Here is a 12,883-nt window from a genome sequence, read left to right on the forward strand (position 1 = left end):
GTGCGGCGGTGTTGGCGTGTCATGGACGAGCCGACCGCCGACAGCGCCGAGCCCGCTTCGGCGCGGGAACTGCTGGCTGCCGAACGCGCCGGTGCGCTGGAGCGGATCGAGTCCCTGCGGCGGCAACTGACGTCCATCCGCGAGGTCTCCACCTGGACGGGCGCCGACGACGAGCACGATCCGGAAGGCGCGACCATCGCCTACGAACGAGCTCAGCTGCAGGGCCTGCTCACCGACGCCGCCCGCGAGCTGGAAGCGCTGGACCGAGCCACGACCCGCCTGGACGAGGGCTCCTACGGCCACTGCGAACGCTGTGCCGACCCCATCGCCCCAGAACGCCTCCAGGCCCTGCCCGCCGCCACCACCTGCATCGCCTGCGCCACCCGGCCCTGACCGGTCGGCGCAGGTCGATGGCCCGTGTGACCGGTGAGACCGGGCGAAGGTCCACCTGCGACGCGGTGGCGGAGGAGCGCGAACGATCCGACCTGGTGCCCCGCGCATCGTCGGTCTTCCGGTCTGCGCGTTCGGGCGGGAGCGGTCGCCCGCTCTCGGCGCTGGGTCATGGGGCGGTCGCGCGGCGGGACCAGGAGGTCTTCGACGTGCGGGTGGCGATCTACCAGAGCCGGTACCGCTGGACGTCGGCGGTACCGGCGGGGCCCAGAGGTGCTGGAGGTCCCGCGCGAGCCGTTCGACGGGTTCGGCCGCGCGCAGCGCGCGGGCACCGAACACTTCCTGGGCCAGTCGCACCGAGTCCGCGCCGCGTTCGACGGCGACGTGTTTCGCGTTGACCAACTCGGCGTCGCAGTCGCCGCCCTGGTCGAGCAACCAGGCCGCGTGGTGGACGATCTGACGGGCCGTCATGTAGTTGGACTGGATCTGTCCCACGCGCTGTTGAACGGTTTCGTGCCGTGACAGCCGGGAATGCCCGCCGGCGTAGTCGACGGTGACCTCCAGCAAGGCGTGGTGAAGGCCGAGGGCGACGGCGGCGATGTCCAGGCGACCGTGAACGATGCTGGCTAGGTGGGCGGCGGCGAACCCGTCCCCTCGTGCGCCGAGCCGGTCGGAGGCCGGTACGCGCACGTCGTCGAAGTCGAGGTCTCCGAACGAGAATCCGCGCAGGCCGAAGGCGGGTTCGTGGGGGTGCAGGGTGAGTCCGTCGGCGTCGGAGTCGACGGCGAACGCGCTCAGCTCTCCCTCTCCGGTGCGGGCGACGACCGCGTGGACGTCGGCGATGTGGGAGTTGCCGACGAAGCACTTTCGCCCGTTGAGGACGTAGTCCCGGCCGTCTCGGGTGGCGGTGGTGTCCATCCCGAGGACGTGGCCGCCGGAACGGGGTTCCGTCACGGCGATCGTGGCGAGCGTTCGTCCGCCTGCCAGGGCCGGAAGCCACACCCGTTGTTGTTCGGGGGTGGCGATCCACCGGAACATCGCGACGGGGATGTCGCCGGCCTGCGTGGCGGCGCCGATCGCTCCGGAGACGCGGGAGAGCCGGTCGACGATGAGCACCTTGGCGCGGTGGTCCCACCCCGGCCCGCCGTGGCCGGTGGGGATGGTCGCGCCGATCCAGCCGAGCCGGGCGATCTTTCGCACCAGGTCGCCGTTGACCTCTCCCGCGGCTTCGAGCTCCGGAACTCGGGGACGGACGTGCAGGTCGGCGAATTCGGCGACCGACTCAGCGAGGGCGCGGTGCCGGGGCAGCAGGAAGTCGCGGTCGATCTGATCGTCGTGGTGGTGGCTTCGTCCGTCGGGCATCAGCACTCCGTTCGCGAGGTCACGGCGCACGGCCGGTCGAGGTGGGCGGCCCGAGGCGCACGGGCATCGCGCGCTCCCACCCGTGGGCTTCGGGTGCCGGGGCGCGTTCAGAGATCAGCCGGGCCAGCCGGGTCGCGCGGTCCTCGATGAACTCCCGACCCGAGGCCGAGCTTCACCGCGAGGACCTGCCCACGCTTGCTCAACAGCGTGGAACTTGCTTTGCGCGACAACCTAATCCGCGCGCGCCGCTCGGAAAACGCGCCCGCGCACGATGCGCGGGTCGCCCCGGCTTCCCGCGCGTCTCCTCGACGACGCCAACGCCCGGTGGCGGGCGGCGGACCACGGGTGCCGCCTGCAGCGATCAACTCGCCAGGCGGCGCTGACAGCGCTCCCGTCCTGGCGCCGCACCTCGGGCCGAGGGCCTACCTTGGCCCTATGAGCGAAGACGTCTGGGCCGAGTTGGCCGGTCAGTTCGCCGATGAGGCCTACGCCTCGGTGAAGGGGCGGGTGCGGACGTACGTGCTGCACCGGCACTTGCTGGAGCACCTGCCGCCGCCTCCGGCGCGGGTGCTCGACGTCGGTGGCGGTGCGGGGCACCAGTCGTTCCCGTTGGCGCGGACCGGGTACGAGGTGACGGTGCTCGATCCGTCGCGGGCGATGCTGGACAAGGCCGAGCAGCGGCTTCCCGCCGAAGCGCGGGATCGGGTGACGCTCCTGCACGCCGACGGCGAGAAGGCCAGCGAGGCCGTCGGCGGCGAGCGGTTCGACGCCGTGCTGTGCCACGGAGTCCTCGGGTACCTCGACCGGCCGGAGCCGCTGGTCGAGCAGCTGTGCCGGTGCGCGGCGCCCGGCGGGCTCGTGTCCATCATGACCGCGAACGCCGAGGCGATGGCGGTGCGCCCGGCGATGGAGCAGCGCTGGGAGGACGCGCTGGCGGCGTTCGACTCCCGCACCGAGATCGGGGTGCTGGGAGTGCCGGGCCGGGCCGATACGGTCGACGAGCTCAGCGAACTCCTGCGCGCCGGCGACGTGGAACCGCTGCGCTGGTACGGGGTGTGGCTGTTCGTCGACTGGCTGGGGTTCGGCGGGACCGAGCTCGACCCGAGCGATGAGCGGCGGGTCGCGGCGACGGCCGCCGCCGAACTCGAAGCGAGCCGGCGCGACCCCTACCGCGGTCTCAGCCGCGTCTTCCACCTCGTGGGCCGCAAGAACTGACGGACACCTCACGCACCGGATCGCTGCCGACCGGCTTCACCGGAGGCGCGCTTCGGCGAAGTGGAACGTCGGTCCGGCGGGGTCGAGGACGGGCGGCACGACGCGACCGTGGGCCTTGGCCAACGCCGTCGGGTCGACCAGCCGCGCGTTCCACCCGCGGGCCGCGAACCACGTCGCCGGATCGTCCAGCGCACTGCGCACCGGGGACCGGTTGTCGTCGAGGACCTCCCGTCCCGACGCGAACGTGCGCGCCTCGAACACGCTGCGGTCGGCGACGTCGGCGAACAGCGCGGATCCGGGTGCGGACAGCTGCCGCGCTGCCGACAGCAGCACCTCGACCTCACCCGGCCCGAGGTACATCAACAGCCCCTCCGCGATCCACGCCGTCGCGACGTCGGGGGCGAATCCGGATTCCCGCAACGCGACCGGCCAGGTTTCCGTGAGGTCGGCGGCGACCGATGCCCAGCGCACGCCGGGGGCGGGCGCGACGCCGTCGAGCACGTGCCGGACGAAGGTCACCACCTCCGGCTGGTCCACCGCGAACACGTCGACCGGCCTCGGCCACGGGAGGCGCAGCGCTCGGGTGTCGAACCCGGCGCCGAGCACGACGACCTGCCGCGCTCCGGCAGCCGCCGCCGCGAGGACCGCGTCGTCGATCCAACGGGTGCGCAAGGCCAGGAAGCCGCTCATCGCCGGGACCATCTCCCCGGGAGTCGCTCCCTCGGCCAGCCGGCGCCACTGCTGGTTCGAGTCCGGCGCCGCCGCCACCGCCGCGTCCACCAGCTTCCGCGCCCACGGATCGCGCACCAGGGCACCGGGGGCGGCGGATTCGACCGCGCGTTCCTGAGCCACCGCCGCGGCCGTCAGGGCCACGCCCTCCGGGATGGACGGTGTCCGGCGCGCCGAAGGATCTTGGCTGGTCACGAGCGATCTCCTCTCCAGGCCCCGCCGGGAGCACCACGGCTCGCGGCGGAACCACGACGATCCGGCCACGATATCCCCGGAAATCCAGGAAAACGGCCAGCGGCCCGGAAGGAGGATTTCCGGTCCGCTGGCCGGAGAACCGGCGGCCGATCGCGTCCGCGGGCTCCGTCGAACCGGCTCGTCAGCGGGAAATCCCGCACGAGCGGACCGGTGAGTTCAGCGCCGCAGGGCTCATTCGTAGTCGGGCGAGAAGATCCGCGCCTTGTAGAACCGGGCGTCCGCCCAGCCGCGTTCGTCGGACGGTTCGCCCAGCTTCGTGCCGATGCTGACCTTCGTGCCCATCTCCCCCGTGTCCGGTGAGCCGACGACCCACACGTACTCGCCGGTGCCGGGGTGGCGCGCGATGGACTTGACCCGGCCCTTCGCCCAGATCGGCTTGCTGATCACCTCGTCCTCGTTGACGTCGTAGCTGTAGACGCCTTTGCTGTCGGTCAGCAGCAGCCGCCCGCGGTGGGTGTAGTCGGGCTGCAGGTCGTGGCCCATCTTCGCGCCGTCGTGCTCGATCGGCACCGTCCGCCACACGTCCAGGTCGGTGTTCTGCCCGGAGCCCTTGACCTTGTAGCCGACGAGCTTGCCGTCCCCCAGCACCCACAAGACGCCCTCCGCCACCGAGTCCTTCGTCCGCGGGTCCCAGAGGATTCCGTGCGCACCGGGGAAGGTCCAGGAGTTGACCTTCTCGTAGCCGTCGAAGTCGTCGATGGAGTCGGCGTTCTTCGGCGAGTACAGCTGGAGGTTCTTCTCACCCTTGGAGCTGGCGGTGAGGATCGAGCCGTTGTACGGGATCCGCTCGATCGAATGCGGGTTGTCATCCGGGTAGGCGTCCCAGATCAGGTCGTTGTCGGAGTCGGTGTGCTCGCCGCGCTTCTTGATGTCGACGACCCCGGCCCCGCCGCCGGAGGCGACGACGAGCGCGATGAGCCCGCGCTTCGCGGTCTTGCGGATCTTGACGTCGGACAGGTCGGCCCACCACTTCTTGCCGAGCGGCGGTTCCTTGCCTTCGAAGGTCCAGATCACCGAGTCGTCGTTCCACCGCGTCGCGTCGCGGTCGTAGATCCGCACGGTCTTGGAGTTCTGGTCGACCACGGCGACGTGGTAGCCCGCCGCCGCGCTCGCGGTGGCGCCGGTCGCCAGCGAGGTCGATCCGAGGACCGCTCCCGCAGCGACGCCCTTGAGCACTGTTCGCCTGCTGTGCATGTGATTCCCCCTAGAAGCACGCTTGATCGAACAGTAGGCGATCAGCGGGCCGACGGTGGACGAACGCGGAAACGCGAGCGGCACCCCGGAAGTCCGGCCCGAGGCGCCGCTCGCGTTCGATCACCCGCCTACTCGGCGTCGAACCGGCCGCGCTTGACCGAGTCGACGAACTTCAGGACGTCCACCCGCAGCACCGGGCCGTTCGGGTCCTTGGAATCCCGGATCCTGCCTCGCGGATTCGACAGCTCGACGCAGTTCCCGTTCGGATTGGAACGGCTGGGCTTCTGCCAACGAACCTCGTTCACCGGTCAACCTCCCACACCTTGAGAGCCTTGGCGAGGCAGTCTAACGAGCCGGTCGGGTCCATGGCGATATCGTGAATCTTGCGCACCGCCTTCCGATATTCCCGCACATCGTGCTCAACGGGGACGAAAACCCCGGAACTGTAGTGCTCGAAATGGACGACGGCAGGAGCGTCCGGGAATTCGTAGACGACGAAAGGGCCCGACCAACCGGGGTGCCAACCCACCCTCAACGGCACGACTCGGATCGTCACGTTCGGCTTGGCGCTGATGTCGATGAGGTGCTCGACCTGCGTCCGCATCGTCCGGGCCGAACCGATCGGCTCGTGGACGACGGCCTCACTGATCAGCGCCTCGAAACGCAGCGGATCTCGCTCGTTCAACACCTCGCCGCGACCCGCGCGCGCGATGACTCGGGCATCCAGGTCCTCTTTCGAGAGGTCGATCCCTTCCAGGAGGGCCCGACTGTAATCCGCGGTCTGCAACAGTCCCGGCACGACCATCGGGGACCATTCCGAGATCGCTGATGCGGCGCGTTCACACTCGATCGCTCCCGCGAGCTGTTGCGGGATTCCGGCGGTGCCGACGGTGAGCCAGCTCGGTTCGCCGAGGTTGCGGGCCAAGTCGAGGATCCGCTCCCGCTCACCCGCCGAGACCCGCAGCGCCGTGAGGATCATCGCGACCGTCTCGACGCCGGGCACCCGGTAGCCGGTCTCCCAGTGCGAGATCTGGGTGTGCGAAAACTCCAGTTGTCTCGCTAACACCCGGAGACCGACTCCGCGCGTTTCGCGCGCGTCGCGCAGCGCGGCCGAAAGAGCTCGCGCGCGAGGCGTACCTGCGGTGGCAGCCATGCAACACCTACCTGTTGTCGCTGTTTTCACCTGATCACACGATCGGCGCTCTGGTGGTCCTCATTCGCAACCGGTCAACGTGTGCGTCGACCGATCCGGAGCGCGGGAACAAGGGCGCGGAACGCACTCGATCCTGGCGCAACCGGCGAACGGACCATTCGAGGAATCGCCAATGACATCCGACAAAACGCCCGATCGAGTGTTCGACGGAAAAGCCGACGCGCTCGCCGGCCCGCGCGCGAATTCTCCGCACCGGAGCGTGCGCGAAGCCGTGTGCGACGGCGACTTGGAAATCTGGCGCGCGGCTCCGCTCTTGAACATCGAGGGAGTGGAGCTGACGAGGCCGCCAGCGGAATTCGACGGCACCGGCGGCGATCGGCGCGACTGACCACCCGGATCGCGTGCGCCCTCCCTCCCCCCACCGCACGCGTTCCGGGCGCCTCCCGGCCGCCGCACCGCCGCTCCTGACCCGGCGGTCGCGCCCGGGAGACGAGCAGGGCGCGTCGAAGCCCCCGACCACCGACGCGCCCTGCTCCTTCCTACGTCGTGACGTCCGCCGCCGAGCGCCGGAACCGCTTGCCTAAACCGGAAAGCACGTCGGCGCGACCACTGGAGTGATCGCGCCGAGGTGGTGCCGCCGGAGCGGCGTCGTCTTCGGTTCTCGTTGAGGCGAACCGGCTACTTGGTCGCCGTCTCGGTGGACCGCCGCTCGTCGTCCGAGCTCGTCACCGACACCGGCTCGCCGGATCCTCCGGACGAGCGGACGAACAGCGACGTCGCGAACGCGAGCGCGCCGATCACCGCTGCGACGATGAACGCGGTGCGCACGCCCGCGGCGTCGGGTGCGCCGGACGGCGCGGTGCTGCCGAGCGAGGCGACGGTGACGAACACCGCCGTGCCGAACGCGCCCGCGACCTGCTGGAGCGTCGCGAGGATCGCGCTGCCGTGGGAGTGCAGGTGGTCCGGCAGGGCGCTGAGCGACTCCGTCATCAACGGCGTCATCATCATCCCGAGCCCCGCCATCATCAGCACGTGGATCGCGATCACCGCGCCCAGCGACGAGTCCGCGCCCAGCGTGGCGAACAGCCCCAGCGAGACCGCCATCGCCAACGCACCGGGGATCACCAGGCGACGTGCGCCGTAGCGGTCGAACAGCCGTCCCACGGGCCTGCCGAGCAGCCCGAGGACCAGACCGCCGGGGAGCACCGCGAGGCCGCTGCCGAACGTGCCGGTGTGCAGCACCGTCTGCAGGTACAGCGGCAGCATGATCGCCCCGGCGCCCAGCAGGCACATGAACAGCAGCGCCGTGAGCACCAGCGCCACGACGAACGAGCGGATCTTGAACGGGCGCAGGTCCAGCAGCGCGCGGTCCTGGCGCTGCAGGCGGACCTGGCGCACGACGAACGCCGCCAGCGCGAGCGCGCCGACCACGATCGATGCCCACGGCGGCACCGGGTGGTCACCGCCGCCGGACTCGCCGATCGACGACAGGCCGTAGAGCAGGCCGCCGAAGCCGGCCGCGGACAGCACCACCGACAGCACGTCCAGCGGCACCCGCCGCGTCTCGCCGTCCAGGCGCATCCAGACCACACCGATGGCCAGTGCCAGCAGCGACAGCGGCAGCACCAGCCAGAACATCCAGCGCCAGCCCAGCGACGCCAGCACCGCGCCACCGATCGTCGGCCCCACGGCGGGGGCGACGGCGATGACGATGGTGATCGTGCCCATCGTCGCGCCGCGCCTCGACACGGGCACCAGGCGCATCACCGAGGTCATCAGCAGCGGCATCATCACCGCGGTCCCGCACGCCTGCACGACCCGGCCGACCAGCAGCACCGCGAACCCGGGCGCCAGGCCGCTGAGCAAGGTGCCGATGCTGAACATGGTCAGCGAGGCGATGAAGATCTGGCGCGGCGTGAACCGCTCCAGCAGGAACCCGGTGATCGGGATGACCACGGCCATCGTCAGCAGGAAACCACTGGTCAGCCACTGCACGGTCGTGGTCGACACCCCGAGGTCGACGGTGAGGTCGCGCAGCGCGACGCTCAGGATCGTCTCGTTGAGGATCATGACGAAGGCCGAGACGACCAGCACACCGAGCAGCACGGCGGCCCGCGGTGGAGCGGCGGCCCCGCGATCGGACTCCGTGTCCACGGCTCTCGTGGAGTCGGTCATGGTTCGAGTACCCCTCACAGAACTAGGTCGAGCGCGTTCTCCGGCGCGGCCACGTCGCGGCACCTGGAGCCCGTGCTCCGAGAAACGTTCACCCGCCGACACCGGCGGGCTCGGTCCGGACGAGCCGAGTGGTCCGGCACCACCGGTCTCGGCACGTCATGAACGTGCGACGGCCAAGCGCCGAGACCTCGCTGCTTCCCCCCCAGGCATGCCATCGCCTGCACTGCCGCCCGCGTGACGCGGACGGCTCACCCAGTTTAGATGCCACTTTCGAGTGATGAAGGCGAACCCGGTCACGCACCTGTCGGGAGACGGGTGAGCACAGGTCGTTCGTCGAGGTCACGACGTTAAGGCAGGTGTCTTGAGCTGTCCGCGAACACGCGGCACCCGCTCACGCTCCGCGATCCGGGACCGACGGCCCGTTCACTCCGGCGCGGTCCCTGATCGCGGCCGGATCGGCGAGCAGCCGGTGCAGCGCGAGCTGCCCCGCGCCGATCATGAGCAGGTCCGCGCCGAGCGCCGCGGGCACGATCCGCACCCCCTCCGACGCGGGCCCGACCGACTGCTCGCGCACCAGGCCGGTGAACCGCTCCGGGTCCGCGCGCAGCACGTCCGCGAGGAAACCGCCGAGCACCACGAGCTCCGGGTTGAGCACGTTGACCGCGTTGCTGACCGCGACGCTGAGCACCCGCGCCTGGCGGCCGAGCTCGGCTCGGACCGCGGGGTCGGCCGACGCGGCGAGCGCCGCGGAGAGTTCGACCTGGTCCGCCGAATCGAGCCCGAGCAGCGCGAGCAGCCGCGCGCGGCTCACCTCGTCCTCCAAGGTCCCGTCGGCGACCGCGCTGTCCGCCGGATCGCGCACGCCCGGCCGGGTCCGCCCGAACTCGCCCGCGTAGCCGCCGACCCCGCCGAGCGGTGCGCCGCCGGTGATGACGCCGCCGCCGATCCCGCTCGCGCCGCCGTTGAGGTAGACGAGATCGCGCACGCCGACGCCCGCGCCGAAGATGTGCTCGGCCAGCGCGCCCAGGCTCGCGTCGTTCGCGGCGAACGCGTCATGACCGGTCGCCCGGTGCAGCGCCGCCGCGATCGACTCCTCCCGCCAGCCGAGGTGCGGCGCCCACCGGACCACGCCGTCGCCCTCGCGGACCAGGCCGGGGACGGCGACGCCGATGCCCGCCACGCGGCTGCTCGCGAGCTCCGGCGCCAGGTCCGCGAGATCACCGACGACGATCTCGACGGTCTCCGCCGCCGTGACCGGGTGCCCGACCTCGTTGCGGATCCGGGCCCGGACCTTGCCGCCGAGGCTCACCACGCCGACGGTGACCGCGTCCAGCTCGGGGTTGACGGTGATCGCGACGCAGCCTGGATCGGGATGCACCACGGGCGAGGGGCGGCCGACCCTGGCCGTGGCCTCCGGGCCGGATTCGAGGACGAACCCCAGGTCGGCGAGCTCGGCGACGAGGGCGGCGACGGTGGAGCGGCTGAGCCCGGTGGTCCGCGTGATCTCGGCGCGCGACAGCGATCCCCCGCGGTGCACGAGCCCCAGCACGGTCGCGAGGTTGCCGCGCCGCACGCGATCCAGATTGCTCCCGCGCATCCACTTCCCATCGTTCGGAGCAGGGTTCGGCTGTTGTCACCGCTCGCAGCCGAACCCTATTATGTTCTTCAAACGAACAAATCGCAAGGGAGTCGAGTGATCATGAGCCGCAACCCCACTCCGGCCGACCGGTTCTCCTTCGGGCTCTGGACCATCGGCTACACCGGCGCCGACCCGTTCGGCGGCCCCACCCGGTCCCCGATGGACACCGTGCACGCCGTGGAGAAGCTCGCCGAACTCGGCGCCCACGGCCTCACCTTCCACGACGACGACCTGTTCCCCTTCGACTCCACCGAGGCGCGGCGCCGCACCGAGATCGACCGGTTGAAGCAGGCGCTCGACGACACCGGGGTCGTCGTTCCGATGGTCACGACGAACCTGTTCTCCCACCCCGTGTTCAAGGACGGCGGCCTCACCTCCAACGACCGGGCGGTGCGCCGCTTCGCGCTGCGCAAGGTGCTGCGCAACCTCGACCTCGCGGCCGAGCTCGGCGCCCGCACCTTCGTCATGTGGGGTGGGCGCGAAGGCGCCGAGTACGACTCCGCGAAGGACGTCGGGCAGGCGTTGGAGCGCTACCGCGAGGCCGTGAACCTGCTCGGCGAGTACGTGATCGACCGGGGCTACGACCTCCGGTTCGCGCTAGAACCGAAGCCGAACGAGCCGCGCGGCGACATCCTGCTGCCCACGCTGGGGCACGCGATCGCGTTCATCGACTCGCTGGAGCGCCCCGAACTCGTCGGCGTCAACCCGGAGGTCGGGCACGAGCAGATGGCCGGGCTCAACTACGCGGCGGGCATCGCGCAGGCGCTCTACCACGGCAAGCTCTTCCACCTCGACCTCAACGGCCAGCGCGGCATCAAGTACGACCAGGACCTCGTGTTCGGCCACGGCGACCTGCACAACGCGTTCGCGCTCGTGGACCTGCTGGAACACGGCGGCCCCGGTGGCGTGCCCGCCTACGACGGGCCGCGGCACTTCGACTTCAAGCCGAGCCGCACCGAGGACGAGGCCGGCGTGTGGGATTCGGTGCGCGCCAACATGGCCAACTACCTGCTGCTCAAGGAACGGGCGGCGGCGTTCCGCGCCGACCCCGACGTGCAGGAGGCGCTGGAGGCCGCGCGGGTGCCGGAGCTGGCGGTGCCGACGCTCGCCGACGGCGAGGGGTACGCGGCGCTGGTGTCCGACCGCTCCGCGTTCGAGGAGTTCGACGCCGCCGAGTACCTCGACGGCCACGGCTTCGGGCTGGTGCGCCTGCAGCAGCTCGCGACCGAACACCTGATGGGCGCCCGCGGCTGATCCGCGGCAGGGCACGATGACCGGATGCCGAGGAGAGCAGTGATCCGCACGAACTGGTCGGGCAACTACGCCTACCGCGCACCGAGGTTCGCCGAACCCCGCGGGGTCGACGAGCTCGCCGAGGCGGTCACCACCGGCGAGCGGGTGCGGGTCGCGGGCACCGGGCACACCTTCAACGGCATCGCCGACAGCGCGGACCTGCGGATCTCGCTGGCGGCGATGCCGACCGGGATCGAGATCGACTCCGCGCGCCGCGTCGTGTCGGTCACCGGCCCGGTGCGCTACCGCGAGCTGGCCGAGCATCTGCACGCGCGCGGCTGGGCGCTGGCGAACCTGGCTTCCCTGCCGGACCTGTCGGTCGTCGGCGCGATCTCCACCGGCACGCACGGCTCCGGCTCCAGGTTGCGCGGCCTCGCCTCCGACGTGCGGGCGATGGAGGTGCTGACCGCGCGCGGCGAGCTCCGCGAGCTGCGCGAGGGCGACGCCGAGTTCCCCGGCGCCGTGGTCGGGCTCGGCGCGCTCGGCGTGATCACGCGGGTGGAGCTCGCCGTCGAACCCGCCTACCAGGTCACCCAGCACGTGTACGGGTCGTTGCCGTGGGCGGCGCTGGCCGACGAGCTCGGCGCGCTGCTGAACTGCGGGTACAGCGTCAGCCTGTTCACCGACTTCGACGGCGCGGGCATCCGGCAGTGCGTGGTGAAGGAACGCGACGGCACCCCGCACGAGACCGGACCGTTCGACCGCGTCGGCGTCCGCCTCGTGGACGGGCCGCGGCACCCGGTGGCGGGCGGCCCGGCGGAGAACGTCACCGTCCAGGCCGCGCCCGGACCGTGGCACGAGCGGCTGCCGCACTTCCGAGCCGGGCGGACTCCCAGCAGCGGCGCCGAAATCCAGAGCGAGTACCTGGTGGGCGCCGAGCACGCGGCAGCCGCCGTCGAGGCGCTGCGCGAAGCCGGCCCCGAGTTCGCGCACGTGCTGCTGGTGAGCGAACTGCGCTCCGTCGCCGCGGACGACCGCTGGCTCAGCCCCGCTTGGGAGCGCGACTCGCTGGCGATCCACTTCACCTGGCGCCTCGACCAACCCGGCGTGGAGGCCGCGCTGCCCGCGGTCGAAGCGGCGCTGGCACCGTTCGGCGCCCGCCCGCACTGGGGCAAGGTCTGGGCGATGGGTCCCGACGTGCTCGCCGAGCGCTACCCGCGCCTGCCCGACTTCCGCGCTCTGGCGGACCGCTGGGACCCGGACCACCGCTTCCGCAACGACTTCTTGGACCACCGGGTCTTCGGAGCGCACTAGTCTTCGTCGAACGAGCCGCCCCGGAGCACCGTCGTCCACCGGAGAACGCGGTCCGGTGCACGAGGCATCGCGAAATGAGCTTGATCTGCTTCCCGCCGGCGTCGAAACTGCTCAGCGGTGACCGCGCACGCTGCAGGACCACCGGCGGGTGCTCAGCGGCTTCCTCGCGAGGACGGCCAGTTCGCTGCGCACGGCATGCAGGAGCAAGGGATCCCGCAGCGAGC

The 12,883-nt window shown here is 71.3% G+C and carries 10 protein-coding genes and 1 pseudogene; 4 read left to right on the plus strand and 7 right to left on the minus strand.

Annotated elements, in window-relative coordinates; genetic code table 11:
* The first annotated feature begins 21 nt into the window (after positions 1 to 21).
* The gene (locus tag OOZ19_RS08025) at positions 22 to 393 is read left to right on the plus strand and encodes a TraR/DksA family transcriptional regulator (protein ID WP_266089384.1); all 372 of its coding nucleotides are present in this window, start codon (positions 22 to 24) and stop codon (positions 391 to 393) included.
* Positions 394 to 726: 333 nt separating this feature from the next.
* On the opposite strand, the pseudogene OOZ19_RS30140 reads toward OOZ19_RS08025, so the two are convergent.
* A pseudogene (locus tag OOZ19_RS30140) lies at positions 727 to 1,752 on the minus strand (acyl-CoA dehydrogenase family protein); the annotation flags it as partial.
* A 435-nt stretch (positions 1,753 to 2,187) separates the two neighbouring features.
* Between OOZ19_RS30140 and OOZ19_RS08040 the strand changes: the two are divergent.
* Positions 2,188 to 2,967, plus strand: a complete 780-nt coding sequence (locus OOZ19_RS08040) for a class I SAM-dependent methyltransferase (protein WP_266089387.1) — start codon at positions 2,188 to 2,190, stop codon at positions 2,965 to 2,967.
* 36 nt (positions 2,968 to 3,003) lie between these two features.
* Here the strand turns inward: OOZ19_RS08040 and OOZ19_RS08045 are convergent, their stop codons facing one another.
* The 6 genes from OOZ19_RS08045 to OOZ19_RS08070 form a co-directional block, all read right to left on the minus strand.
* Positions 3,004 to 3,891: an SAM-dependent methyltransferase gene (locus OOZ19_RS08045; RefSeq protein WP_266089388.1), complete on the minus strand. Its 888-nt coding sequence runs from the start codon at positions 3,889 to 3,891 to the stop codon at positions 3,004 to 3,006.
* A 231-nt stretch (positions 3,892 to 4,122) separates the two neighbouring features.
* A complete protein-coding gene (locus OOZ19_RS08050; protein WP_266089389.1) occupies positions 4,123 to 5,145 on the minus strand; it encodes a DUF6528 family protein in 1,023 nt (340 codons plus the stop codon).
* A 128-nt stretch (positions 5,146 to 5,273) separates the two neighbouring features.
* Positions 5,274 to 5,450 carry a DUF397 domain-containing protein gene (locus OOZ19_RS08055; protein ID WP_266089390.1) on the minus strand — a complete coding sequence of 59 codons (177 nt, stop codon included), beginning with the start codon at positions 5,448 to 5,450 and terminating at the stop codon, positions 5,274 to 5,276.
* On the minus strand, positions 5,447 to 6,298 hold the full coding sequence (locus tag OOZ19_RS08060; RefSeq protein ID WP_266089391.1) for a helix-turn-helix domain-containing protein: 852 nt from the start codon (positions 6,296 to 6,298) through the stop codon (positions 5,447 to 5,449). Before OOZ19_RS08060 ends, OOZ19_RS08055 begins: the two co-directional genes overlap by 4 nt.
* 678 nt (positions 6,299 to 6,976) lie before the next feature.
* Positions 6,977 to 8,473, minus strand: a complete 1,497-nt coding sequence (locus OOZ19_RS08065; RefSeq protein ID WP_266089392.1) for a DHA2 family efflux MFS transporter permease subunit — start codon at positions 8,471 to 8,473, stop codon at positions 6,977 to 6,979.
* 391 nt (positions 8,474 to 8,864) lie between these two features.
* Positions 8,865 to 10,046 carry an ROK family transcriptional regulator gene (locus tag OOZ19_RS08070; protein WP_266089393.1) on the minus strand — a complete coding sequence of 394 codons (1,182 nt, stop codon included), beginning with the start codon at positions 10,044 to 10,046 and terminating at the stop codon, positions 8,865 to 8,867.
* Positions 10,047 to 10,172: 126 nt separating this feature from the next.
* On the opposite strand from OOZ19_RS08070, the gene xylA reads away from it, so the two are divergent.
* Both xylA and OOZ19_RS08080 read left to right on the plus strand, forming a co-directional pair.
* Positions 10,173 to 11,366, plus strand: coding sequence for a xylose isomerase (gene xylA / locus OOZ19_RS08075; RefSeq protein ID WP_266089394.1), 1,194 nt, complete (start codon positions 10,173 to 10,175; stop codon positions 11,364 to 11,366).
* Positions 11,367 to 11,405: 39 nt separating this feature from the next.
* The gene (locus OOZ19_RS08080) at positions 11,406 to 12,659 is read left to right on the plus strand and encodes an FAD-binding protein (protein ID WP_266089395.1); all 1,254 of its coding nucleotides are present in this window, start codon (positions 11,406 to 11,408) and stop codon (positions 12,657 to 12,659) included.
* Positions 12,660 to 12,883: the final 224 nt, after the last annotated feature.

The organism is Saccharopolyspora sp. NFXS83 (assembly GCF_026241095.1).
Classification (GTDB): domain Bacteria; phylum Actinomycetota; class Actinomycetes; order Mycobacteriales; family Pseudonocardiaceae; genus Saccharopolyspora_C.